This is a genomic window from Sphingopyxis sp. PET50 (assembly GCF_025244705.1).
Classification (GTDB): domain Bacteria; phylum Pseudomonadota; class Alphaproteobacteria; order Sphingomonadales; family Sphingomonadaceae; genus Sphingopyxis.
This window is the reverse complement of record NZ_CP104207.1, coordinates 3,738,514-3,760,501: the sequence shown is the minus strand read 5'-3', so window position 1 is coordinate 3,760,501 and position 21,988 is coordinate 3,738,514. Positions and strand designations below refer to the sequence as shown.

General features: G+C 65.2%; 24 protein-coding genes and 4 pseudogenes. 17 read left to right on the top strand and 11 right to left on the bottom strand.

The annotated features are described in order from the left end of the window. Positions 1 to 15: 15 nt before the first annotated feature. The 6 genes from N0A20_RS19730 to N0A20_RS19705 are packed head-to-tail and all read right to left on the bottom strand — an operon-like array spanning position 16 to position 4,664. Entirely contained in the window at positions 16 to 1,128 is a 1,113-nt protein-coding gene (locus tag N0A20_RS19730; protein ID WP_260581950.1) for an acyl-CoA dehydrogenase family protein, read from the bottom strand. A gap of 11 nt (positions 1,129 to 1,139) precedes the next feature. After that, the gene (locus N0A20_RS19725) at positions 1,140 to 1,934 is read right to left on the bottom strand and encodes an enoyl-CoA hydratase-related protein (RefSeq protein ID WP_260581949.1); all 795 of its coding nucleotides are present in this window, start codon (positions 1,932 to 1,934) and stop codon (positions 1,140 to 1,142) included. Between the two features lie 19 nt (positions 1,935 to 1,953). Continuing rightward, entirely contained in the window at positions 1,954 to 2,778 is an 825-nt protein-coding gene (locus tag N0A20_RS19720) for an SDR family NAD(P)-dependent oxidoreductase (RefSeq protein WP_260581948.1), read from the bottom strand. A gap of 1 nt (position 2,779) precedes the next feature. Next, the gene (locus N0A20_RS19715) at positions 2,780 to 3,697 is read right to left on the bottom strand and encodes an SDR family oxidoreductase (protein ID WP_260581947.1); all 918 of its coding nucleotides are present in this window, start codon (positions 3,695 to 3,697) and stop codon (positions 2,780 to 2,782) included. A gap of 42 nt (positions 3,698 to 3,739) precedes the next feature. Beyond that, positions 3,740 to 4,159 carry a MaoC/PaaZ C-terminal domain-containing protein gene (locus tag N0A20_RS19710; protein WP_260581946.1) on the bottom strand — a complete coding sequence of 140 codons (420 nt, stop codon included), beginning with the start codon at positions 4,157 to 4,159 and terminating at the stop codon, positions 3,740 to 3,742. A 4-nt stretch (positions 4,160 to 4,163) separates the two neighbouring features. Continuing rightward, positions 4,164 to 4,664 (bottom strand): MaoC family dehydratase N-terminal domain-containing protein, encoded by a 501-nt coding sequence (locus N0A20_RS19705; protein WP_260581945.1) that lies wholly within the window; start codon positions 4,662 to 4,664, stop codon positions 4,164 to 4,166. 219 nt (positions 4,665 to 4,883) lie between these two features. Here N0A20_RS19705 and N0A20_RS19700 point away from each other — a divergent pair, with 219 nt between their 5' ends. The 3 genes and pseudogenes from N0A20_RS19700 (at position 4,884) to N0A20_RS20360 (ending at position 7,069) form a co-directional block, all read left to right on the top strand. Further along, positions 4,884 to 5,873: a phosphotransferase family protein gene (locus tag N0A20_RS19700; RefSeq protein WP_260581944.1), complete on the top strand. Its 990-nt coding sequence runs from the start codon at positions 4,884 to 4,886 to the stop codon at positions 5,871 to 5,873. 33 nt (positions 5,874 to 5,906) lie between these two features. Beyond that, positions 5,907 to 6,533: pseudogene (locus N0A20_RS20365) on the top strand (acyl-CoA dehydrogenase family protein); the annotation flags it as partial. A gap of 260 nt (positions 6,534 to 6,793) precedes the next feature. Continuing rightward, entirely contained in the window at positions 6,794 to 7,069 is a 276-nt protein-coding gene (locus N0A20_RS20360) for an acyl-CoA dehydrogenase family protein (RefSeq protein WP_312846660.1), read from the top strand. Positions 7,070 to 7,102: 33 nt separating this feature from the next. Here N0A20_RS20360 and N0A20_RS19690 read toward each other — a convergent pair whose 3' ends face one another. Genes N0A20_RS19690 through N0A20_RS19680 form a run of 3 tightly spaced genes read right to left on the bottom strand, consistent with a single transcriptional unit; the run spans position 7,103 to position 11,081 of the window. After that, a complete protein-coding gene (locus tag N0A20_RS19690; RefSeq protein WP_312846579.1) occupies positions 7,103 to 8,653 on the bottom strand; it encodes an AMP-binding protein in 1,551 nt (516 codons plus the stop codon). Between the two features lie 56 nt (positions 8,654 to 8,709). Then, positions 8,710 to 9,903, bottom strand: coding sequence for a lipid-transfer protein (locus N0A20_RS19685; RefSeq protein ID WP_260581943.1), 1,194 nt, complete (start codon positions 9,901 to 9,903; stop codon positions 8,710 to 8,712). A gap of 35 nt (positions 9,904 to 9,938) precedes the next feature. Continuing rightward, the gene (locus tag N0A20_RS19680) at positions 9,939 to 11,081 is read right to left on the bottom strand and encodes a CaiB/BaiF CoA-transferase family protein (RefSeq protein WP_260581942.1); all 1,143 of its coding nucleotides are present in this window, start codon (positions 11,079 to 11,081) and stop codon (positions 9,939 to 9,941) included. Between the two features lie 149 nt (positions 11,082 to 11,230). Here N0A20_RS19680 and N0A20_RS20915 point away from each other — a divergent pair. From N0A20_RS20915 to N0A20_RS19670, 3 genes and pseudogenes are all read left to right on the top strand, one after another. After that, positions 11,231 to 11,356, top strand: a pseudogene (locus N0A20_RS20915) (LysR family transcriptional regulator); the annotation flags it as partial. A gap of 133 nt (positions 11,357 to 11,489) precedes the next feature. Continuing rightward, positions 11,490 to 12,152, top strand: a complete 663-nt coding sequence (locus N0A20_RS19675; RefSeq protein ID WP_260581941.1) for a substrate-binding domain-containing protein — start codon at positions 11,490 to 11,492, stop codon at positions 12,150 to 12,152. A gap of 106 nt (positions 12,153 to 12,258) precedes the next feature. Continuing rightward, a complete protein-coding gene (locus N0A20_RS19670; RefSeq protein ID WP_260581940.1) occupies positions 12,259 to 13,251 on the top strand; it encodes a fumarylacetoacetate hydrolase family protein in 993 nt (330 codons plus the stop codon). A gap of 60 nt (positions 13,252 to 13,311) precedes the next feature. On the opposite strand, the gene N0A20_RS19665 is transcribed toward N0A20_RS19670, so the two are convergent. Continuing rightward, entirely contained in the window at positions 13,312 to 13,836 is a 525-nt protein-coding gene (locus N0A20_RS19665) for a cupin domain-containing protein (protein ID WP_260581939.1), read from the bottom strand. 196 nt (positions 13,837 to 14,032) lie between these two features. On the opposite strand from N0A20_RS19665, the pseudogene N0A20_RS20910 reads away from it, so the two are divergent. Beyond that, positions 14,033 to 14,140 (top strand): annotated as a pseudogene (locus tag N0A20_RS20910) (hypothetical protein); the annotation flags it as partial. Positions 14,141 to 14,399: 259 nt separating this feature from the next. Further along, positions 14,400 to 14,720 (top strand): hypothetical protein, encoded by a 321-nt coding sequence (locus N0A20_RS19655; protein WP_260581936.1) that lies wholly within the window; start codon positions 14,400 to 14,402, stop codon positions 14,718 to 14,720. Here the strand turns inward: N0A20_RS19655 and N0A20_RS19650 are convergent. Beyond that, entirely contained in the window at positions 14,717 to 15,313 is a 597-nt protein-coding gene (locus tag N0A20_RS19650) for a YciI family protein (protein ID WP_260581934.1), read from the bottom strand. The genes N0A20_RS19655 and N0A20_RS19650 overlap by 4 nt on opposite strands. 196 nt (positions 15,314 to 15,509) lie before the next feature. Here N0A20_RS19650 and N0A20_RS19645 point away from each other — a divergent pair, with 196 nt between their 5' ends. The 9 genes and pseudogenes from N0A20_RS19645 (at position 15,510) to N0A20_RS19605 (ending at position 21,964) form a co-directional block, all read left to right on the top strand. Then, complete coding sequence (locus N0A20_RS19645; RefSeq protein ID WP_260581933.1) at positions 15,510 to 16,724, top strand: acyl-CoA dehydrogenase family protein; 1,215 nt, start codon at positions 15,510 to 15,512, stop codon at positions 16,722 to 16,724. Beyond that, the gene (locus tag N0A20_RS19640; RefSeq protein WP_260581932.1) at positions 16,721 to 17,206 is read left to right on the top strand and encodes an SRPBCC family protein; all 486 of its coding nucleotides are present in this window, start codon (positions 16,721 to 16,723) and stop codon (positions 17,204 to 17,206) included. Before N0A20_RS19645 ends, N0A20_RS19640 begins: the two co-directional genes overlap by 4 nt. A 20-nt stretch (positions 17,207 to 17,226) precedes the next feature. Further along, positions 17,227 to 18,318 (top strand): amidohydrolase family protein, encoded by a 1,092-nt coding sequence (locus N0A20_RS19635; protein WP_260581930.1) that lies wholly within the window; start codon positions 17,227 to 17,229, stop codon positions 18,316 to 18,318. After that, positions 18,315 to 18,719, top strand: a complete 405-nt coding sequence (locus tag N0A20_RS19630; RefSeq protein WP_260581929.1) for a metal-sulfur cluster assembly factor — start codon at positions 18,315 to 18,317, stop codon at positions 18,717 to 18,719. The genes N0A20_RS19635 and N0A20_RS19630 overlap by 4 nt, the downstream gene beginning before the upstream one ends. A gap of 3 nt (positions 18,720 to 18,722) precedes the next feature. Further along, positions 18,723 to 19,628, top strand: coding sequence for an alpha/beta hydrolase (locus N0A20_RS19625; RefSeq protein WP_260581926.1), 906 nt, complete (start codon positions 18,723 to 18,725; stop codon positions 19,626 to 19,628). 22 nt (positions 19,629 to 19,650) lie between these two features. Next, entirely contained in the window at positions 19,651 to 20,673 is a 1,023-nt protein-coding gene (locus N0A20_RS19620; protein ID WP_260581925.1) for an AMP-binding protein, read from the top strand. Then, positions 20,666 to 21,238 carry an AMP-binding enzyme gene (locus N0A20_RS19615; RefSeq protein WP_260581924.1) on the top strand — a complete coding sequence of 191 codons (573 nt, stop codon included), beginning with the start codon at positions 20,666 to 20,668 and terminating at the stop codon, positions 21,236 to 21,238. The genes N0A20_RS19620 and N0A20_RS19615 overlap by 8 nt, the downstream gene beginning before the upstream one ends. A gap of 50 nt (positions 21,239 to 21,288) precedes the next feature. Next, positions 21,289 to 21,474, top strand: a pseudogene (locus tag N0A20_RS20905) (hypothetical protein); the annotation flags it as partial. Between the two features lie 271 nt (positions 21,475 to 21,745). Continuing rightward, positions 21,746 to 21,964, top strand: a complete 219-nt coding sequence (locus N0A20_RS19605; RefSeq protein ID WP_260581922.1) for a hypothetical protein — start codon at positions 21,746 to 21,748, stop codon at positions 21,962 to 21,964. The last annotated feature ends 24 nt before the right edge of the window (positions 21,965 to 21,988 follow it).

Sequence of the window (21,988 nt, the reverse complement as noted above, 5' to 3'; positions counted from 1 at the left end):
GCGCATCTCTCTTCGTCAGGCCGCAACCGGGCGGCGAAATTCTATCAGGCGGTCCTCCCACAAGGAGGGACCGCCAAGCGTCAGAGCGAGATAGGCCGACCGGCGATAATAGAGGTGGCAGTCATATTCCCAGGTGAACCCCATGCCGCCATGGACCTGAATGTTCGAGGCCGAGGCGCGCTGAAACGCGGCGGTCGCGGCCACGCGCGCGCTGGCGGCGGCGAGCGGCAGCTTGTCGCTGTCGGCCGAAAGCGCCCAGGCGCCATAATAAGCGTTCGAGCGGGCAAGCTCGTTCGCGACATAGACGTCGGCAAGCATATGCTTGATCGCCTGAAACGAGGCGATCGGCCGCCCGAAGGCATAGCGCCCGAGCGCATAGTCGCGTGCTTCGGCCAGCGCACGATCGGCACCGCCCACCTGTTCGAAGGCCACCGGTACCGCCGCACGGTCGCGTATCTGTTCGACGAGCGCCCAGCCGCGATCGCCCTTGCCCAGCGGCTCGGCCTCGGCGCCGGAAAAGACGATCCGCGCATGCCCGCGCGACGGATCGAGGGTCTGCACCGCCTCGCGCGCGACGCCGGCGGCACCAAGTTCGACGAGGTAGAAACCCAGCGTCTCCGCGTTGTCGCGCGCCGCGACGATCGCGAAATCGGCTGCCATGCCGTCGGCGACCGGCAGCTTCTCGCCGGTCAGCTTGCCGCCGCTGACGCGCGCCGCGACGCGGTCGGCGCGCATCTCGCCGACACCCTCGTTGAGCGCCAGCGCACCGATCGCTTCGGCGGCCGCGATTTTTGGCAGCCAACGCCGTTTCTGTTCCTCGCTGCCCGCGATCGCCAGATATTCGGCGACCTGATAGACCGACGACACGGTCGGCAGCGGGGCGAGCACGCGTCCGCATTCCTCGGCGACGACGCAAAGCTCCAGATAGCCGGCACCGGCTCCGCCATATTCCTCCGGAATCGCGGTCGCGAGAAAGGCCCCGGCGCCGACCTTGCGCCACAGCGCCGCGTCATATCCCGTGCCGGCATCGATGACGGTGCGCACGGCCGTCACTGGGCATTCGCGCTCGAAGAAGCGCCGGACGCTGTCCCGCAGTTCCTGCTGTTCGTCGGAAAATTCGAATTGCATCCACTCGCCCCTTATCGCCCGGCGAAGCGGGCTGGCCGCTTCTCGATGAATGCCGCCACGCCTTCGCGGCAGTCGTCAGTTTCGAAGGATTGGATCTGGCGCGTCGCTTCGAGTTCGAGCTGGTCGGCGAAGCCGTTCGTCTCGCTCTTGCGGAGCATTTCCTTGATCCGGCCATAAGCGAGCGTCGGGCCGTTCGCGAGCTGACCGGCGATTTCGCGCGCGACACGCGGCAATTGCTCATCGGGCACCATGCGCCACGCAAGGCCCCAATCGACCGCGCGCGCGGCGTCGATCCGCTCGCCGAGCATCATCATCCCGGCCGCGCGGCCACGCCCGGCCAGCCGCGGAATCGTCCACGAACTGCCACCATCGGGCACGACCCCGAGCCGGACGAAGGATTGGAGGAAATAGCCCGACTCGCCAACGAGCACGATATCGGCGGCAAGCGCGATCCCGCAACCGACACCGACCGCCGCACCATTGACCGCGCTGACGACCGGCTTGTCCGATTCGGCCATTCGCACGAGCAACGGGTTGATATATTTGCGCAAGCGGGCGTCGACGTCGGGTACGACGCCGCGGCCCTGGTCGCCCGAAATCTCCTTCAGGTTGGCACCCGCGCAAAAGCCCCTGCCCGCCCCCGTAATCAGGATCGCGCGGACTTCGGGGTCGTCGAGCGCGGCGTTGGCCGCGGTCGTGAATTCGACGCGGAGAGTCATGTCGATCGCGTTCAGATGCACGGGATCGTTGAAGGTCAGGATCGCGAGCGGCCCGTCGCGCTCGACCAGCATTTTGCGATAGGTCATGCCCTCTCCTTGCATAACTTTAGGAACCACCCCCGCAGCGCACGACCTGTCCCGAGACATAGTCGGATTCGGGAATGCAGAAGAGATAGACCGATCCCGCCGCCTCCTCGGCCGTGCCAGCACGGCCCAGCGGCACCGTCTTGTCGATCGCGGCGAGGCGTGCGGGCTGAAGCCCGACATTGAGCGTTCGCCCCTCGACATCGATCGTCGCCTGCTCCTCGCCGAGCGGCTGGGTCAGCCGCGTCTGGATGACGCCGAAGGACACGCAGTTGACGGTGACATTATAGCGCCCCCATTCCTTCGACAGGGTCTTGGTCAATCCCGTTATCCCCGCCTTGGCCGATGAATAATTGGCTTGTCCTGCATTGCCGTTCGTTCCCGATCCCGACGCGATGTTGACGACCTTGCGCACGACGCGCTCGCCTCGCGCGCTTTCCTCGTTCACCAGCCGGCGGATCGGTTCGGCGGCGGCGCGCAGGATACGGAACGGCGCGCGCAGATGGACGTCGAGGATCGCGTCCCATTGCTCGTCGGTCATCTTCTGGATGACGCTGTCCCAAGTGTAGTCGGCATTGTTGACGATGATGTGGATATCGCCCCAGCGATCGAGCGCGGCGTCGATGAAGCGGTCGGGAAAATCGTCCGCCGTGACCGAGCCCGGCACCGACAGCGCTTCGCCGCCCATCGCCGTGATCTCGGCGACGACCGCGTCCGCCGGCTCGGTGTCGAGGTCGTTGACGACGACGCGCGCGCCCTCGCTTGCCAGTTTCAGCGCGATGGCACGTCCGATTCCGCGCCCCGCGCCGGTAACGAGCGCGACCTTCCCCTCCAGCTTGCGCGCCATGTCAGGCCTTTTGCGGCGCGAGTTCGACGCGGCCGCCGAGGCGTTCCTCCATCCCCGACTTCGACTCGCTGAGCCGCTCGGCGTGGCGCGAATTTTCGAAGCTCGTCGCCTCGCCCCAGCGCGCGAGCAAATCGTCGGCGGTGAAATCGTCCTGAAAGAATACGCCCTGCGTCTGCTCCCACCTCGTCTGCGAAACCCAGCCGCCGCCGACCTCGAACAGCTTGCCCGTGACCGGACAGTTTTCGTGGCTCAACAGCACCACGGCGGGCGTCACATATTCGGGCTTCAGCGCTTCGGTCACCTCCTTGGGGAGAACCGTTGCCGTAAGGCGCGAACCCGCGGTCGGCGCGACCGTATTACACAGGATGTTGCGCGGCCCCCCCTCGATGGCGAGCGTCTGCGCGAGCCCGAACAGCCCGAGCTTCGCCGCCGAATAATTGGCCTGTCCGAAATTGCCGTACACGCCCGCGACCGACGTGGTCATGATGATCCGCCCGTAATTCGCCTCGCGCATGTGCGGCCACGCCGCCTTCGACACGCTGTACCCGCCATAAAGATGGACGCGGTAGATCGTGTCCCAATCCTCTTCGGTCATCTTCGCGAAGGAGGCGTCGCGCAACACGCCGGCGTTGTTCACGACGACGTCGACGGCGCCATAGGTATCCATCGCGGTCTGGACGATCTTGTCGCCATGCTCAACGCTGTCGGTATTGGCGACGGCTTCGCCGCCCGCCGCCTTGATCTCATCGACAACGCCCTGCGCGACCGACTTGCTCGCGCCGCCGCCATGGATACCGCCGCCCAGGTCGTTGACCACCACCATGGCGCCGCGGCGTGCGAATTCCAGAGCATGGCTGCGACCGAGGCCGTTGCCCGCGCCGGTGACGATCACCACGCGCTCGTCAAATCGAAGCGACATTCCCTATTCTCCCGTCCTGTGCGTTTCCCGGATATCCGCGGGTCAGGCGAGCGCGACCACCGCGTCGCCGTTCAAGGTTTCACGGCCGTCCTGCGCCGTCGCGACGACCGCGAGGCGAAGCCGCGTCTCGCCCCCCGCCTCGAACCGTTCGATGATCGTGGCCTTGCAGCTGATCTTGTCGTGCACTTGGGTGATCGAAACGAACCGCGCCCCGAATTCGCGCAGCGCCGCGACGCCCGCCCATTGGGTGACGACACGCGTGAGCACGCCAAAGGACAGCATGCCGTGCGCGAATACGTCGGGCAGGCCCGCATTGCGGGCGAAGTCGATATCGATATGCGCCGGGTTGTGATCGCCCGAAGCGCCCGCATAGAGCGCGAGCGTGGCGCGCGAGATCGGTCCGAAGGTCACTTCGGGAAGCGACGAACCAATGTCGGCGGTGTTGAGGTCGATAGCGTTCATCGGATCAGCTCCGCGGTTCGGGAAGGCGGTGCAGCAGGCTGCGCTGCGACCGGACGAGAAGCCCGCGTTCGGGATGGACGATCCGCGATTCGAAGGTGACGAACTCCATCGCCCCGCCCTTCTTGTCATAGAAGTCGGTGATGACGATGCCGATCTCGACCTCGTCGCCTGCATAGATCGGCGCTTCGTAGAAATAGCGCTCCTCGCCGTGGAGAAGATAGCGATAGTCGACCCTGACCAGCTCCTGGGCTGTCGTTATTCCAAGCCGTTTACGCTCTTCGTTCGCGGCCGCCTCGATCACCATGAAGAAGGACGGCGGCGCGACGAGATCGGGGTGACCCGCCGCTCGCGCCGCGTCGAGATCGAAATGGATGGGATCGGTCTGTCCCAGCACTTGCGAAAAGAAACGGATCCGGCCGCGCTCGACAAGCACCTTCACCGGCTCGATCTGCGTACCCTTGGTGCTGCGATCGAAGATGCCCTTGCGGGCGGTGGTCGCGTCCACGCTCAATCCCTCTTCCCATATTTGCACCCCGCCTGACCGGCAGGGCTGTTGGGGAGACAATGGAAGCGCGGCGCGCCAGTGGTCCAATTCATTTTCAGGCCCAGCCATGCCTTTCGCTTATGGACGCTCCCATCAATGCCGGGAATGGCCGTAACCCGAAATGCATTGGACCCATCACCCCTCACGCCGCACGGTCGCGAAGGGAGAGATGATACGCGCATGACAGGGCCGAACGAAGGCGCGGCGGATCGGCTGGGACCGGCGCTGCAGGACTATCTGGCCGAAAGCGGCAGCATGCGTGATCTTCGCATCATGCCCGACGGCCATGCCGGAACGACATTCGGCTTCGAACTCGCACGCGCCGATGGCGCGTCCGAACGCTATATCTTCAAAAAGGCCCCGGATGGTGTGCCGCGTCGCGGCAGCACCGACATCTTCCGGCAGGCGAGGCTGCTGCGCGCGCTTCACGCCGCCGGTCTTCCGGTACCCGATGTACCGTGGGCCGGATCGGACGACATCCCCTTCGGCGCGCCCTTTATCATCATGACCCGCCTGCCGGGGCGCAGCCTGATCGTCTGGGATCCGGCGCCCGGCCTGCTCGCCGAATTCACCGATCCGATGACGATCTGGACCGCGACCGCGCGGCTGATGGGCGAGCTGCACCGCTTCGACTGGCAGGCCTCGCTCGGCGGCTGGGAGGCGGCGACCGGTCTGCCGGCAGAGCTTGACCGCTGGACCCACCTGCTGCGTCACATGGCGGACGGGGCGCAGCGCGCTATAGCGCTCGCGCTTGCCGAGCGACTGCGCTTGGCATTGCCCGCCGCCGGCCCGGTCGGATTGGTGCACGGCGACCTTCAGCCCGGCAACCTTCTGTTCGACCGCGGCGACGCGACCGGACTGATCGATTGGGACCTCGCGGCAATCGCGCCGCTCGGGCTCGACGTCGGCTGGCTGCTGATGATTGCCGACCCACGCTGCTGGGCGCCCGACTGGTCACCGATCGCGCCACCACCACGCACCACATTACTCGACACCTATCGCGAAGCGGGCGGCGCGGCGCTCGCCGACATCGACTGGCACCAGGCTTTCGCCGCCTTCCGCATGGCCGCCATCACCGGGCTCAACCTGAAACTTCACCGCGATGGCCGCCGCCCCGATCCCGTGTGGGAGAAGTTCGGCGCGTCGGTACCATTCCTGCTCGGCGCCTAGCGCCATGCTGCTCGACAAAATGGAGGCAGATCAATGATCGAATTTTCTCTCTCGCCCGAAATCGTCACGCTGCGTAAACGGGTGCAGGATTTTGTCGTCGCCGAGGTTGTGCCGCTGGAAGATGATCCGCGCTGTGGCCAATATAGCGTCGAGGAATCGCTCCGCGACGAGCTGGTTGCCAAGGGACGCGCCGCAGGGCTGCTCTCCCCGCACGCGCCTCGCGAATATGGCGGGATGGGCCTGAACCACCGCGACTGCGCGGTCATCTTCGAGGCCGCGAGCTGGTCGACGCTGGGTGCGCTCGCGCTCAATATCCAGGCGCCCGACGAGGGCAATGTCAACCTGGCCCACAAGGTCGGCACCGCAGAGCAAAAGGCGCAATGGCTGCCCGCGATTGCCTCGGGCGCGGTGCGGACGGTTTTTTCGATGACCGAGACGAACACCGACGGCGCAGGCGCCGATGCCTCGCAGCTGAAGACCGAGGCGCGCGAGGTCGACGGCGGATATCGTATCAATGGCCGCAAATATATGATCAGCGGGCTGATCGGCGCCCGGCTCAACATCGTCATGGCGCGCACCTTCGACCGCAGCGGCAACGACCTCGGCGCGACGATGTTCCTGATCGATATCGACGAACCCGGTTTCCGGATCGACCGCATGCTGGAGACGATCGACGCGAACACTCCCGGGGGCCACGGCGAGGTGAGTTTCGACGACGTGTTCGTCCCCCACGAGCAAATCCTGGGCGAAGTGGGACGCGGTTTCCGCAACGCGCAGGTTCGCCTCGGCCCCGCGCGGCTTACGCACTGCATGCGCTGGCTCGGTCTCGCGCGCCGGGCGCATGCCATCGCGGCCGATCATGCCGGCTACGGCGCCATGCGTTCGGCAAGCCGATCGGCGAGCATCAGGGGGTCGGCTTCATGCTCGCCGACAACGAGATCGACCTGCACCACGCGCGTCTTGCGATCTGGCACGCCGCCTGGCTGCTCGACCAGGGAGATTTCGCGCGCAACGAGACCAGCATGTGCAAGGTTTTCTGCTCCGAAGCCTTCGGGCGCGTCGTCGATCGGGCAATGCAGATATTGGGATCGATCGGCATTACGCGCGACACCGTGGTCGAACGTATCTATCGCGACATCCGTCCCTTCCGCATCTACGACGGCCCGTCGGAGGTCCACCGGCACGTCCTGGCCTAGCCGCGTGGTCAAAAGCGGGCCACTACCGGCGCCTTAGGGCACGCGGCCTAGGCAGCGAAATCGGCGGCGATCTCGTCGCGCAGCTTGTGCTTCGCCATCTTGCCGGTTGGCAGGCGCGGCAGGTCGCGGCGAAAGAGGATATGCTTCGGCACTTTCACGCCCGAGAGTTCCTGACGCATCCAGTTCCGCAGTTCGTCGGCAAAGGCCGGGCTCGGCATCGGCGGGGTCCGCCGACTGCACCACTGCGGTGACAACCTCGCCCAGATCCTCGTCGGGTGCCCCGATCACCGCGGCGTCGGCGACCCCCGGATGGGTAATCAGACGGTTCTCTATCTCCTGCGGATAGACGTTTACCCCGCCGGTAATGATCATGAAGCTCTTGCGGTCGGTGAGGTAGAGATAGCCATCCTCGTCGAGGCGACCGATATCGCCGACCGTCGTCCAGCCCTCTGCACTTCGCGACTCCGCCGTCTTCGCGGCATCGTTGTGATAGGAAAAGGGTGTGCCGCCTTCCGAATAGATCACGCCCACCTCGCCCTGCGGCAACGGCCGTCCCCGTTCGTCACATATATGGAGCTTGCCGAGCACGCAGCGACCGACAGACCCCGGATGCGTAAGCCATTCCTCCGACGTGATGAAGGTCAGCGCGGTCTGCTCGCTCGATCCGAAATACTCAAGCAGGATGGGTCCCCACCATTCGATCATAGCCTGTTTGACCGGCACCGGGCACGGCGCCGCGGCATGAATCGCGATGCGCAGCGACGACATATCATACCGGCGACGAACGGCGTCGGGCAGCTTGAGCATCCGCACGAAATGCGTCGGCACCCACTGGGTAACGGTGATGTGATGGGTGTCGATCAGCGCCAGCGCTTGCTCGGCGTCGAAATGCTCCATGACGATCGTCGTACCGCCCAGTTCGATGATCCCGATCGCCCAGGCGAAGGGGGCCGAATGATAGAGCGGCGCGGGCGAGAGATAGACCGCGCTGTCGTCGACGCCGAGCCGGTCGAACATCCGCCGCGCCGACGAGGTCGCATCGCGTCCTTGGGGCCCGTCCGAATAATCTTCATAGACGATGCCCTTCGGGCGGCCGGTGGTTCCCGACGAATAGAGCATCTCGCGGCCGCGCGCCTCGTCGGCGATCGGGGTGTCGGGCTGTGCCGCGCAGGCCGCTTCCCACGATCCGGCCCCGCCACCAGCACCAGCCCTCAGGATCGGCACGTCATCGCAAAGCGCCGCGACGTCGTCTGGCGATGCCTCGATTCCCGGCGACAGGATGAGCGCCCGGGCGCCGCTGTCACCGACGATGAAGGCGAGTTCTCCCGCGGTCAGTCGGGTCGAGATCGGCACGACCGTCAAGCCGCTGCGGCGCGCGGCGCAGGCGACATGGAAGAATTCGGGTGAATTGGCGATACAGATCGCCAGCTTGTCGCCGGTGTGCAGGCCCAGCGCTCGCAGCACCTGCGCACCGCGATTGGCCGCGGTTTCCAGTTCGCCGAACCGGACAACGCGACCGTCCGACGCCATGATGATCGCCGCCTTGTCGGGCGGAAAGGAACGAAAGCTGGGCACGTCCGACACACTATCTCTCCCAGATGCGTGGGGTCTGGCGCCCCGTCGCATCCTGTCTAGGCTGCTCAGTTCACCTTTTCATAGAGGGTAACGACGCACGCGCCGCCGAGCCCCAGATTGTGCTGCAGCGCGTGTCGCACGCCTTCGACCTGCCGGTCGCCTGCGGTGCCGCGGAGCTGGTGCGACAGCTCGAAACACTGCGCGAGCCCGGTCGCGCCGAGCGGATGCCCCTTCGACAGCAGGCCGCCCGACGGATTGGTCACGACGCGGCCGCCATAAGTGTTATCGCCGTCGGCAATGAACTTCTGCGCGCCGCCTTCGGGGCACAGCCCCAGACTTTCATAAGTGATCACCTCGTTGTGCGCGAAACAATCGTGCAGTTCGACGACGCGAATGTCCTCGGGGCCGATGCCGGCCTTTTCATAGACCTGCTGCGAGGCTCGCACCGCCATATCGCGCCCGACGAGCTCAATCATGTCGCGCGATTCGAGCGCCACCGGCCGGTCGGTCGTCATCGCCTGCGCGGCGACGCGAACCTGCGGCGTGATGCCGTGCTTCTTCGCGAATTCGTCCGAGCAGAGGATCGCCGCCGCTGCGCCGCAGGTCGGCGGACAGGCCATCGGCCGCGTCATCACGCCGGGCCAGATGACCTGCGAATTCAGTACTTCCTCTTCGGTCATCACGTTCCGGAAGACCGAGAGCGGATTCTTCGACGCGTGGCGGCTCGCCTTGGCGCGCACCTTCGCGAAATCGGCGAAGGTCGTACCATAGCGTTCCATGTGCGCCTGGTCGGCGCCGCCGAAATAGCGCAGCGCGAGCGGCAGTTCGACATCGACCAGTTCGTCGCATGTGCGATCGAAATCAACGAACGGGCTGACGCGGTCGGTGAAGACCGCAGCAATCGCTCCGGGGTTCATCTGTTCAAAACCGACCGCGAGCGCGCATTCGACCGCGCCGCTTTCGACCGCCTGCCGGGCAAGGAAAAGGGCCGAGGAACCAGTCGAACAATTATTGTTGACGTTGACCACCGGAATTCCCGTCATTCCCGCTTTGTAGACGGTGCGCTGCCCGGCGCAGCTCGCCCCGAAGACATAACCCGCATAGGCCTGTTCGACGAGGTCGTAACCGATCCCCGCGTCAACGAGCGCATTCGCGATCGCTTCGGCCCCCATATCGTCATAGGATGCGCTCTGTCCCGGCTTGGTAAAGGGGATCATACCGACCCCGGCGACGAGCGTTTCGCGTCCGTTGGAACCCATAATCATTCTCCTCGAAAATTTTGGTCGTTGGTCGGTCAGGCGACGATGCCGTCGCGTCGAAGTTCGTCGAGTGCCGGCGGCGCGACGCCGATGGCGGCAAGCACATTCTCGGTAACGGCAGCGCCATGCTCCAGCGGCCGCGGAGGGCACGAAGGCGTATCGGAATAGCGCGGCGCCGGCGCGGGATGCCAGGTGCCGTTAACATCGACGAAGGTGCCGCGCGCGCGATTGTGAACATGGCGCGGTGCCTCGTCGAGCGAGAGAACCGGCGCGAAACACGCATCGCTTCCTTCGAGTATGGCGCACCATTCATCGCGGGTCTTGGTCCGAAACACCTCGGCGATCCGGACCTTCTGCGCCGGCCAGGCGCTGCGATCCATCTGGTTCGAAAAGGCAGGATCGTCGGCAAGTCCGATCAGGTCGAGCAACAAGCGATAGAATTGCGGCTCGACCGGACCGATCGAGATATATTTGCCGTCGGAGGTTTCATAGGCGTCGTAGAAATGCGCGCCGCCGTCGATCAGATTGCTCTCGCGATCGTCCTCCCAGCGCCCGGTGGCGCGCAGCGAATACATCATCGTCATCAGCACGGCGGCCCCATCCGACATGGCGGCATCGACGACCTGCCCCGCGCCGTTCCGCTGGGCGTGCAGCAGCGCCGCGACCATTCCGAAAGCCAGCATCATGCCCCCACCGCCATAATCGCCGACGAGGTTGAGCGGCGGCACCGGCCGCCCGTACTTGCGGCCGACGGCATGAAGCGCGCCGGAGATCGCGATGTAGTTGATGTCGTGCCCCGCCGCCTGCGCATAGGGGCCATCCTGGCCCCACCCGGTCATCCGGCCGTAAACGAGGCGTGGATTGGCAGCGCGCAGCACATCGGGGCCGAGGCCGAGTCGCTCCATCACGCCGGGCCGGAATCCTTCGATCACACCATCGGCGGCCGCGCACAGCTCGCGAGCCAGCTTGATACCGCGCGGATCCTTGAGATTGAGCGCAAGGCTGCGGCGCGACCGATTCAGGATATCGCGCGCTGGATCCTCGCCGCTCGCCTCACGGCCGGCGCGGTCGACGCGGATGACCTCCGCGCCATGATCGGCCAGCATCATGGCGCAAAAGGGGCCCGGCCCGATTCCGGCAAATTCGATAATGCGCAAGCCTGCGAGCGGCCCTGCCACTTTCGCCTCTCCTCACTTTGTTTGGGGTACAAAGCATCGGCCGCCGTCTAGCGTCCAATTCATTGCGGTCCGCACATATTCGCTGAATGAATGGATAGTCACAATCCGTGGTCATTGCAGTCCCTTCACATGCATGATACGCATGGCGAATGCTGGACAGCAGGTTGAGCCATGTCGTTGCGGTCGCGCGAGCGGGATCCTTCACCGCGGCGGCGGGGATTGCGGGAGTAACCCAGTCGGCGATCACCCGCAGCATCGCCGATCTCGAACGCCAGATCGGCTACGCGATCTTCATCCGGACCTCGCGCGGCGCGATCCTGACCGAACAGGGCCGCGATTTCGCCGAGCGTGCGCGCAAGCTACTCGACGATACCGAGGAACTGCTCCAGCGTCCCAAAGGTCGCGAAGATGCCTATCGCCGGCGTGCTGCGTATCGGCATTTGTCCGGCCTCGATGGAATTCCATCTGATCGAGCCGCTGACCGAATTGCTACGACGGCATCCCGCGATCCGGCTCGACGTCAGCGGCGCAACTTTCGAACGGACGGTCGAAAAATTGCGCAACGGCAGCATCGATATCGCGGTCGGCTTCGAGGCCGCCTTTGTCGACTGGCCGGACTTGCGTCGCCAGCCGGTCCACAGTGCGCTACGCACCGCCTTGTTCGTGCGCCGTGGCCACCCGCTTCTCGACATCGAGAATCCCGGGCTCGACGACATCGCCAAATATGATTTCGTCAGCCCCTCGGCCTCGCGCCCCTATGCCGTCCAGATTCGCGCGCTATACGAGGATCGCGGCATCGACTGGCGCAAGCATATCCACGTCATCGATTTTTTTCCGATGGTCAAACGCGTCGTCGCGACGACCGACGCGATCGGCGTCGCGGTCGCGGACACAGCCGAGCACTCGGAATCCTTCCAGTCGCGCTTCGTGATGATCGACGCCAAATTGCTCTTTCCGACCGGGTCGGAGATGTGCTGCGCCATCCGCGCGCGCTGGGAAGCGCGACCGGCGGTGCGCGCGCTCATGTCGATCCTGCGCGTCGGCAGTTCCACCGACTTGCGATTCGACTGAGCCGCGCCGCGAGCGGAAAGGTAAAACGTCCGTCCAAGGATTTGGCTGGACGCTCCGCGCCGCGCCGCCGCACCCTGCCCGCAACCAAAACAGGAGGATGCGGACAATGCGGCTGATCACCTATGAATGGCAGGGCAAGGAACGGCTCGGCGCGTGGATCGATAACGATCACCAGGTCGTCGACTTGGCACACACCGCCGGAATAGCCCATGCCGACACGGCGCCCTTTGCTTCGATGCTGGCGCTGATCGAGGGAGGATCCGAAAGCTGGGATCAGGCGCGGGTGCTCATTGCCGATCCGCCCCCCGCTGCGCTTTACGCGACAGCCGACGTCCGGCTGCTCGCCCCGCTGCCGCGCCCCACGCAGATTCGAGACTGCCTGTGCTTCCCCGACCATCTGCGCGGGGCGGCGGCCGCCCAGGCGGGGCGGATAATAGCGGCTTCGGTCGATCCCGACGCGACCCGCGCCGAGATCGAGGCGTCGGGCATGCTCGAAGTCCCCGCGGCTTATTTCGACTTTCCCGTCTATTATATCTCGAACCGCATGGCGGTGGTCGGCCCCGACGCCGATGTCGAATGGCCGCCCTATTCGCAGAACATTGACTATGAGATGGAATGGGCCGCGGTGATCGGCACCCCCTGCCGCGGCGTCGATGCCAAGGCGGCAGGCGCGCACATCTTCGGCTACACGGTCTTCAACGACTGGTCGGCGCGCGATGAGCAGATGCGCGCGATGCGCGCGAGCGGAGCTAATCTAGGTCCGGCGCGGGGCAAGGACTTCTGTAACGGCCTCGGCCCTTGCATCGTCACCGCCGACGAGATCGCCGATCCTTACGCGCTCGCGATGACGGTTCGCATCAACGGCGAGCAGGTCTCGCGCGGCAGTTCGTCGACGATGCACTACAAGTTCGAGGATCTGATTGCCTTCCTGTCGGCGGGCACGACCCTCTATCCCGGCGAGATATTGGGGTCGGGCACAGTGGGCGGAGGCTGCGCCTTCGAAACGGGGCAGATCATCCGTCCGGGTGACGTCATCGAACTCGACGTCGAGTCGATCGGCACGCTTCGCAATCGCGTCGTCGCTCCGCACATTGCCTAAAGGCGAAACATGAAGGGCGGGGCCGACGGTGTCGGCAGCCCCGCCCTTCGGCAAGCCCGCTCAGGCAGGGTCGGAGTCGATCAGCACCGCGGCAAGCACCGCGCGCTTGTCGCTGTCGTTGCGCCAGCCATGCATGCAGCCACGCTGGATCATCACGTCGTCGGCCTTCAGCAACACGTCCTTACCTTCCGACAGCGACCAGATTTCACCCTCGGTCAGCACGAAATAGTTGAGCGTATCGGTCTTGTGCATCGTGGGATGCTTGGCGGTGCGCAGATATTCGATGCTGGGGATATGAACGCTGTGGATCGACTTGTGCATCTCGACCATCTGCTCGGGCGTGATATCGGGCGTATCCTGCTTCGGCGGAAACACGAGCAGGCGGAATACGGCGCCCCCGTCGGGCGGTTCGTGGAACATCTTCTGGTCTGCGACCGGGTCGGCCGGGTTCGACTGATCGGCGGGCGTTTCGGTGTTGAGCCACAGCTCGCGTATCCGGTTTTCCGCGAAATGCGGCTCCAGTTCGTCCTCGAACAGGATGTCGGCCAGGCCGTCCTCGCGATTGCCCATGACATAACGTTTCATCGAAAATCTCCTCTCTCCCGCACTTGCGGCGTGCCTCGTCAATGGGCCAGCCGGACCCGGGACGGGCAAGCGATAACGCCGGACGCTCGTCCAAAACCGGCGCGAATGCGATTGTCGGCCAGGCCTGACAGGTCTAACCTCGCCCCAAGGCACCAAGGACAAAAGCGCCAGAGGCGCATGGGAGAGAGGTGGGGCCATGTCGAAAGCCGATACCATCGACGCGCTGATGGACAGCGCGATCCATGTCTTTTCGCGATATGGTTTTGAAGGCGCTGCGCTGCGCGACATCGCGCGCGACGCCGGTGTGCCGCTCAGCACGATCCATCATTATTTCGGGTCCAAGGCCGACCTGTTCGCGGCGGTCGGACGCCAGGCCTGGGACGAGATCGATCGTGAGCGCAGCCTGCTGCTCGAACAGGCGGTCGCCGAGGCGCCGGGCCACGACCGGATCGAAAAGCTCGTCCATGCGCTGGCTTATCCGATCGCCCGCCGCGCATGCAGCGACAGCGATCGCGACAAGGCGCAAATCGCGTTGCTGCGCGGCTATCTAGGCTATGCCCATCATGATTTCGTCAAGCCGGCTGGTGAAGGTTGCCGATCGATCGATGGTCCGGTGGATCGACGCGATGGTGCCAAGCTGCGCCGCTCTTTCGCGCGACGACGTGATCTGGGCCTTCAGCTTCGTCGTCGGGGCGGTCTATTCGTGGCAACTCATCGATCATCGCTACGACACGATGCTCAATGTCGTGGCCGAACGCAGCGCGCACGAAGTCACCAGCGATATCGTCGCCTTTTGCTGCAAGGGTATCGAAGCGATCTGCGAACGGCGGGCGGCACAGCGTGCCACCGACGAGCCGCCGCTGCGCATCGCCGTCTCCGCTTAGGACATGATCCGCGATCTATAATCGGCCAGCTCCATCGCCGATGAAATACCGACCCAGCGGCCGATCGCGATCGGCATCGCAACCACCCGATCGGCGCCGGGCGCCTGCGCCGTGGCCGCCGCCATGTCATTCGCCTTGAGGACCGCGACCGACCTGAGCGGCGTATCGGCGTGTCCGGTCGAGCCGAGCAGGGCGACCGGTCCGGCCATCAACGCCTCGCCGGCGGGGTCTGCCGAAAAGGCGATATAACAGCGATAGTCCGCGCCGAGACCGAACGGCCGCGCGGCCGGATCGTCCCACGCGCCGGTGGCGGTACCCCAGTCATAATAGTCGATCCGATTCCATGCGCCCTGCATGAACGGGTCCGCTTCCATGATCGTGCGCACCTCGTCCAGTCCCGCCACGTCGAGGCAATAGACCGATCCGCACAGCCGCGGATCGTCGCCGACGCCGCTCGACCCATCAGCGCTGGCGATCGGCCCGGTCAGGAAAAACGCGGGCAAGTGGCCGATGTTGTGGATCGTGTGCGCTTCGAACAGTTCGGACCGCTTCGACGCCCCGGCCGCATCATGACACAGGCATAAAATCCTCATCCCATCCTCCCCCTCGAATTCGGTCGCGTGCAGCCTCGCGAGTCGCTGGATTCCGCGTCACCCGCAGCGCCGAAACAGATCATTATCCCTCTAATAAATATCGAGGTTTTTTATTTAAAGAAAATGGCTTGCATATCATTTTTTCCGAATGGTACATTCGTGTCACGGGAATGGCAATAACATCAAGGAAATGATGATGCCGGGGATTGCACAAAAGACCGATTTCGGCACCGGCGACCTGTCCGACCTCACGCCTGCGGGCGTGGAAGCGGCCATCCGGATGCTGTCGGACGAGTTCGCGGCGACCGGCGAAAAGACCGAGTTGGAGCGCCAGCCGCCGCAGCAGCTGTTCGACAAGCTTGCGGCGACCGGCGTCTTTCGCATGCTTTGGCCGCGCGAGTTCGGCGGGGGCGGGTTCCGCTTGCCCGATGCGCTGCCTGTGATCGAAACGCTCGCCTCGCTGGACGGCTCGGCGGGCTGGAGTACGATGATCGGCGTCGAATCGGCGGCGCTATGGACGCGTTTCGAGCCCGGCATCGCGACCGCGCATACACCCGAATATGGCGTGCTGACCCGCGCCTCGCTCATCCCGCGCGGCGTCGCGGTCGAAACCTCCGACGGTTGGCATCTGAAGGGGCATTGGCCGCTCGCGAGCGGTGCCTATGACGCCGACTGGTTCATCGCCGCGGCGATGGTCAAGGACGGCGATGCAATCCGCATGCTGCCGAACGGCCTTCCCGACGCGCGCATCTTCGCGGTCCCGCCCGACCGCGTCGAGATCCGCGACACATGGCGGGCGCTCGGTCTGCGCTCGACAATGAGCCACGACATCTTGATCGACACCGTCCTGCCCGCGCATCACGCCGCCCCTGCGGCGGGAACCGGTCTTCCCGGGAGCCCATGGCCCCTCGGCCGCCTGCCGACATGGATGGCGCTCGGACCGTTCCATTGCGCGGTCATCATCGGGATCGTGCGCGGCGCGCTGGGTGACGTGATCGAACTGTTGCCGACCAAGCGGCCGGTGCTCAATCCGACGATCCGTACCTGCGAAGACCCGCTCGTCCAGCATAGCGTCGGCGCCGCCGCGACCCGTCTCGACGCCGCGCGCGCCTTCCTGATGACGGAAGCGAACGCCTCATGGGCGATGGCGGAGGACGGCGATGTCTTCGCCCCGCGCGACCGCATCCGCTTTCGCTCGATGCTTTCGCACGTCCACGCCGAGTGCGTCACGATCATGGACGTGCTGTTTTCGCTCGTCGGCGCCAATCCGCTCTATGACGGATCGGCGCTGCAGCGGCGCTACCGCGACCTGCGCGCCGCGTGCCAGCACGTGACCGCAAGTCCCGAAGTCTTCCGCCCTTACGGCGCAATGCTGATGGACGTTCCTGTCCCCAACGAGGCGGCGCTGTGAGCGCGCGGCGCATCACCGTCCGGCATGCGTGCGACAGCGCCGCGCCGCCCGCCGCGGTGTTCGCGTTGCTCGCCGATTCCTCGACCTATCCCGAATGGAGCCAGGTCCACAGCTATCGCATGGAACGCCCCGGCTTCGATGCACCGCATGGGGTCGGCGAAATCCGCGTCCTGTCGTCGCGCTGGGGTCTCGACGTGCGCGAGGAGATCGTCGAGATCGTCCCCGACCGCCTGATGGCCTACACGCTGCTGAGCGGGCTGCCGATGCGCGACTATCGCGGCGAGACGCTGCTCGAGCCGCAGCCCGGCGGCGGCACCCGCATCGTCTGGACCTCATCCTTTCATCCGGTCCCCGGTCTCGGCTGGGTGATGCGGCGCTTCATGAAATGGGTGCTGAGGACCCTAAGCGGATCGCTCGCCCGCGCCGCTGAAAACCGCTCAACGCCCGCCGCCGCCTCGGCAGCTGCGGCGGCGCAGATATGATGCCGAAGGGAGAGAGCCGCATGGCAAACAAACATCTGATTATCGACGCGGTCACCCATGCCTATGATATGAGCGACGAGAATACCGAGGAAAACCGCTTCGCACAGACGATGCGGATGCAACTGTGCGGGCTGCACGAACTGTGGCAGCCCGGCATCGGCCTTTCTGCGGCCGAACAGTGCACCGACTGGCCGATCGAGGTCCTCGCGCGGACTCTCTTCCTAGAGAGCGAAGTCGATATGGCGGCGACGCACACGCTGCGCCTCAACAGCTATTTCAAGGACGGGCTCTGCGCGCGCCACAAGACGGTCGAGGCGCTCCGCCGCTGGCCGCAGCGCTTTTTCGGCTATGTCGGGCTCGACCCGACGCTCGGTCTCGACACCTGCCTGCGCGAATTCGACGAACAGATGGACGAATTGCCGCAGGCGGTGGGGCTGAAGCTCTATCCGGCACAGGTCAACCCGTTCCGTTCGTGGCGGATGGATGACGACAAGCTCGCCTATCCGCTGTTCCAGGCGGCGCAGGACCGCGGGATCAAGATCGTCGCGATCCACAAAGCAGCGCCGCTCGGCCCGGTGCCGATCAATCCGTTCAAGCTCGACGACGTCGGCGGCGCGGCCGCGGCCTTCCCCGATCTGGCCTTCGAGATCGTGCACGCCGGCTGGTCGTTCATGGACGAGACGCTGCTCCAGCTCGCGGCGATGCCGAACATCTATGCCAATCTCGAATGCACCTCGGCCTTCGCGACGAAGCAGCCGGGGCATTTCGAAGAGATGATGGCGAGCTTCATGGCGTGGGGCGGGCCGCAGAAGGTCATTTTCTCGTCGGGCAACATGGTGCTGCATTCGCAGCCGATCCTTGAAAAGTTCCACGATTTCCAGCTGAGCGAACAATCGATGGAGCGCTTCGGCATTCCGCAGATCACCGACGAGGACAAGGCGCTGATCCTCGGGGGCAATTTCGCCCGGATTACCGGGCTCGACGAAGACAAGGCGCGCGCGCGGCTGGAGAATGACGAATTCGCCCAGGAAAAGCGCGAGACCGGCCAGCAGGCCCCCTATTCGAACTGGCGCCGCTATCTGAGGGACGGCAAGATCGGGCTCGCGGCATGAGCGTGCGCGACCGGATCAATGCAGCGCTCGCCACCGTGTATGACCCGTGCAGCGTTCGCTGCAATGCGGGAATGAGCATCGTCGACATGGGGCTCGTCACCGGGCTCGATATCGAAACGGACGGGACGGTGCGTATCGCGCTCCGCCCCACCTCCCCTTGGTGCACGATGATCGGCAGCATCATGATGGGGATCGAGGAGCGACTGACCGAAATCGACGAGGTCGGCGAAGTCGTCATCGCCATCGACAACGGCCGGCCGTGGAGCGAGGCCGAGATGACCCCTGCCGGACGCGACATTCTCTATGGCGCGCGCGCGAAGTCGCGCGCAGTCGCGCCGGTCCGCCCGCGCCAATGGCAAGAACGCGATACCGTAACGGAGCCCGCAACCGAGGAGGTCTGAATCATGCCGCTTTCTCCCGATGCCGCCGCTTTTTTGAAAGCGATGGAGGATATCGCTCAGCCGCCCGAAGCGACGGTTCAGGAATTTCGTGACGCCGCGGCCAAGCTCGTGCGCACCGATCCGCCGCTCGAAATCGGCAAGGTCGAGGATGTCGTCATCGAGGGCGGCGACGGCCAACCGTTGACATTGCGTATCTACACACCCGAAGGCGAAGGTCCCTTCGCCGCGGCGGTATGGACGCGCGGCGGCTCCTTCACGCGCACAACGCTCGACCAGATGGACCCGCTGCGCCGCGCGACCGCCAAGATCGTCGGCTGCGTCGTGGTCGCGGTCGATCAGCGCTTGTCGCCCGAGGCGAGCTATCCGGGGCCGCTCGACGATGGCGATGCCGCGTTGAAATGGACTTTTGCGCATGCGGCCGAAATCGACGTCGACCCGAACCGCGTTGGCATCGCGGGAGAAAGCAGCGGCGGCAATCTGGCGGCGGCGCTTGCCGGGCGATCGCATCGGCGCGGTTCGCCGCAACTCGCCTTCCAGTTCCTCTTCGCGCCGCTCGTCGATGCCAGCCTGTCCTGTCCGTCGATCGAGGAATTCGCCGACGGCTATGTGCTGACCAAGCGCCAGCTCGTCTGGGCCTATGACCAATATGCGCCGGGGATCGATCGGCAGAACCCGGAAATCTCGCCATTGCTTGCCGGCGATTTCGCGGGGCTCCCGCCCGCAGTCATCATCACGATCGAGAACGATCCGGTCCGCGACGAAGGCGAACTTTATGCGAAGCGCCTCGCCGATGCCGGCGTGAAGGTTAAACAGCAACGGATCGAAGGGGCGGTCCATCACTTCCCCGGCCCGCAGGCGATGCCGATCTTCTTCGGCCTCTGCCGCGAATTGCTCGCCCAACTCGACTAAGCTGTCGTAAGAGAGGATCGCCATGCCCGCCCCGACCGCCCTGCCGCTGCCCGCAATCCATCCTTTCGTTGGCCGCGACGTCCCGTGGCTCGTCGATGAGCAGGCACGCCGGCATGGTGAGCGGCCCTATCTGACCTGGGAATCCTTCGAGGCGCCCGCCGAAACCTGGACCTATGCCGCCTTTGCCGAGGAAACGCGCGCCTATGCCGCCGGACTTGCCGCGCGCGGAGTCAAGGCCGGCGAGTTCGTCCTGCTCCACACCGACAATTGCCCCGAATTCCTCTTCATCTGGTTTGCCTGCTCGCGGCTCGGCGCGGTGGTCGTCACCACCAACACCCATTCGACCGAAGACGAACTTGCCTATTTCGCTGCGCGCAGCGGCGCGGTCGCGGCGATCACCCAACCACAATATCTGCCGCTGTTCGCTGCGCTCGACCATCCCTTCCGCTGGATCGCCTGCTCGGCGACGGATTCGGGCCGCACCCCCGCGTCGGTGCCGGGCGACGGCGTCGTCCCGCTCGCCGACCTGCGCGGCGACCCGGCCGCGCTTCCCGCCCGCGCGGCCGCCGAACCGCTCGCGCCGAACAGCATCCAATTCACCTCGGGCACCACCTCGCGGCCGAAGGGGGTCGTCTGGACGCAAGCGAACGCGCTGTGGGCGGCGCGCACGATGGCCTCGGTCCTCGAACTCAGCAAAGACGATCGCACGATCGTCCATTTCCCGCTCTTTCACACCAACGCGCTCGCCTATTCGATGCTCTCGACGATGTGGGCGGGCGCGTCCGCGGTGCTGACGCCGCGCTTTTCGGCGCGCCGTTTCTGGGATCTGTCGGTGCGGCACGGCTGCACTTGGGCCAGCATGTCGCCCTTCCCGCTCCGCGCGCTGCTGCCGCTCGACGATCCGCCGCAGCATCGGTACCGCGTCTGGGCCTTCGCCGGAGACATCGGCATCGCGCAGACGCGCTGGGGCATCCGGACCACCGGCTGGTACGGGATGACCGAGACGGTATCGGCCTGCATCACCAGCGAACAGGGCTTTGCCTAGCCCCGAAGGCGCGATGGGCCGGCTGCGTCCCGAATATCAGGTTTCAATCCGCCGCGACGACGGCAGCGAGGCGGGGCCCGGCGAGATCGGGCGGCTGTTCGTCCGGGGCATTCCGGGCCTCTCGCTCTTTTACGAATATCTCCACGACCCCGATGCCACCGCCGAAGCCTTCGATGCCGACGGCTGGTTCGACACCGGCGACGAGATCAGCATGGCGCCCGGCGGCGAGCTGTTCTTCGCCGGCCGCGCCAAAGACATGCTGAAGGTCGGCGGCGAGAATGTCGCCGCGCTCGAGATCGAAACCGTGATCGCAGCAGTGCCGGGAGTGGTCGAATGCGCCGTCGTCGGCAAGCCCGACCCGATGCGCGACGAGGTTCCCGTCGCCTTCGTCGTCGCCGCCGCGCCGGAACGCGAACTCGAGGCCACCATCATCGAAATCTGCGAGTCCAAATTGTCGGCCTTCAAGCGCCCGCGTGAAGTACGCTTCATCGACGCGATGCCGACCGGCCTGCTCGGCAAGATATTGAAGCGCGATTTGCGCGACATGTTGACCAATGCCAAGTGAGGCGCGATCCTGCCGAGCGGCAATGAGCAACGGGAGCGGCGGGACAGGGCATGGCCGAAAGGCAGAAACGCAAGACGACACGACGCCGCAGGCTGAAGCCCGCCTCAGAGCTTCCGGAAGTGATGCAGGGGCCGCGTTCGGAAACCCGGCAGCGGATGCTCACCGCCACGCTCACCTATCTTCGCGCGAACGGGATCGCCGACCTCTCGCTGCGCCAGCTTGCCGAGCAACTTGGTACCAGCCACCGGCTGCTCAGCTATCATTTCGGAACCAAGGAAGGGCTGCTCGTCGCGGTGGTCGAGGAAATCGAGCGCGATAACCGGCGGTGGGCGCAGTCGCTCTCCGAACGCAAAATGTCGCCTATGGAGGTGTTCCGCCTGAGCTGGGAGCGAACATGCGATCCGGCGCTCGACGGTGCGTTGCGGCTGTTCGTCGAAGTGTACGGCCACGCACTCCAAGGCCGAGCCGCACACCGCCCCGCTCCTCGATACGCTGGTCGGCGACTGGATGACGACGATCTCCGCGCGCTTCGAACAAATGGGCATGACGCCCGATGGCGCGCGGGTGCATGGCCGACTGTACATCGCGACGCTGCGCGGGCTGATGCTCGATCTGCTGACGACGCGCGATCTGGCGACGACGACTGCCGCGTGGCAGCATTATATATCGCAATATGAAGACCTGCCCGGCGCGCACGACAGCGAACCCGCCACGACGCCGTCCTGAAAGCTCCGAAAGAAACGGTACGCG

Coding starts and splice junctions, on each gene's coding strand:
- N0A20_RS19730 (WP_260581950.1), bottom strand. CDS start 1,128: ATGCAATTCGAATTTTCCGACGAACAGCAGGAACTGCGGGACAGCGTC.
- N0A20_RS19725 (WP_260581949.1), bottom strand. CDS start 1,934: ATGACCTATCGCAAAATGCTGGTCGAGCGCGACGGGCCGCTCGCGATC.
- N0A20_RS19720 (WP_260581948.1), bottom strand. CDS start 2,778: ATGGCGCGCAAGCTGGAGGGGAAGGTCGCGCTCGTTACCGGCGCGGGG.
- N0A20_RS19715 (WP_260581947.1), bottom strand. CDS start 3,697: ATGTCGCTTCGATTTGACGAGCGCGTGGTGATCGTCACCGGCGCGGGC.
- N0A20_RS19710 (WP_260581946.1), bottom strand. CDS start 4,159: ATGAACGCTATCGACCTCAACACCGCCGACATTGGTTCGTCGCTTCCC.
- N0A20_RS19700 (WP_260581944.1), top strand. CDS start 4,884: ATGACAGGGCCGAACGAAGGCGCGGCGGATCGGCTGGGACCGGCGCTG.
- N0A20_RS20360 (WP_312846660.1), top strand. CDS start 6,794: ATGCTCGCCGACAACGAGATCGACCTGCACCACGCGCGTCTTGCGATC.
- N0A20_RS19685 (WP_260581943.1), bottom strand. CDS start 9,903: ATGGGTTCCAACGGACGCGAAACGCTCGTCGCCGGGGTCGGTATGATC.
- N0A20_RS19675 (WP_260581941.1), top strand. CDS start 11,490: ATGCCTATCGCCGGCGTGCTGCGTATCGGCATTTGTCCGGCCTCGATG.
- N0A20_RS19670 (WP_260581940.1), top strand. CDS start 12,259: ATGCGGCTGATCACCTATGAATGGCAGGGCAAGGAACGGCTCGGCGCG.
- N0A20_RS19665 (WP_260581939.1), bottom strand. CDS start 13,836: ATGAAACGTTATGTCATGGGCAATCGCGAGGACGGCCTGGCCGACATC.
- N0A20_RS19655 (WP_260581936.1), top strand. CDS start 14,400: ATGATTTCGTCAAGCCGGCTGGTGAAGGTTGCCGATCGATCGATGGTC.
- N0A20_RS19650 (WP_260581934.1), bottom strand. CDS start 15,313: ATGAGGATTTTATGCCTGTGTCATGATGCGGCCGGGGCGTCGAAGCGG.
- N0A20_RS19645 (WP_260581933.1), top strand. CDS start 15,510: ATGCCGGGGATTGCACAAAAGACCGATTTCGGCACCGGCGACCTGTCC.
- N0A20_RS19635 (WP_260581930.1), top strand. CDS start 17,227: ATGGCAAACAAACATCTGATTATCGACGCGGTCACCCATGCCTATGAT.
- N0A20_RS19630 (WP_260581929.1), top strand. CDS start 18,315: ATGAGCGTGCGCGACCGGATCAATGCAGCGCTCGCCACCGTGTATGAC.
- N0A20_RS19625 (WP_260581926.1), top strand. CDS start 18,723: ATGCCGCTTTCTCCCGATGCCGCCGCTTTTTTGAAAGCGATGGAGGAT.
- N0A20_RS19620 (WP_260581925.1), top strand. CDS start 19,651: ATGCCCGCCCCGACCGCCCTGCCGCTGCCCGCAATCCATCCTTTCGTT.
- N0A20_RS19605 (WP_260581922.1), top strand. CDS start 21,746: ATGACGACGATCTCCGCGCGCTTCGAACAAATGGGCATGACGCCCGAT.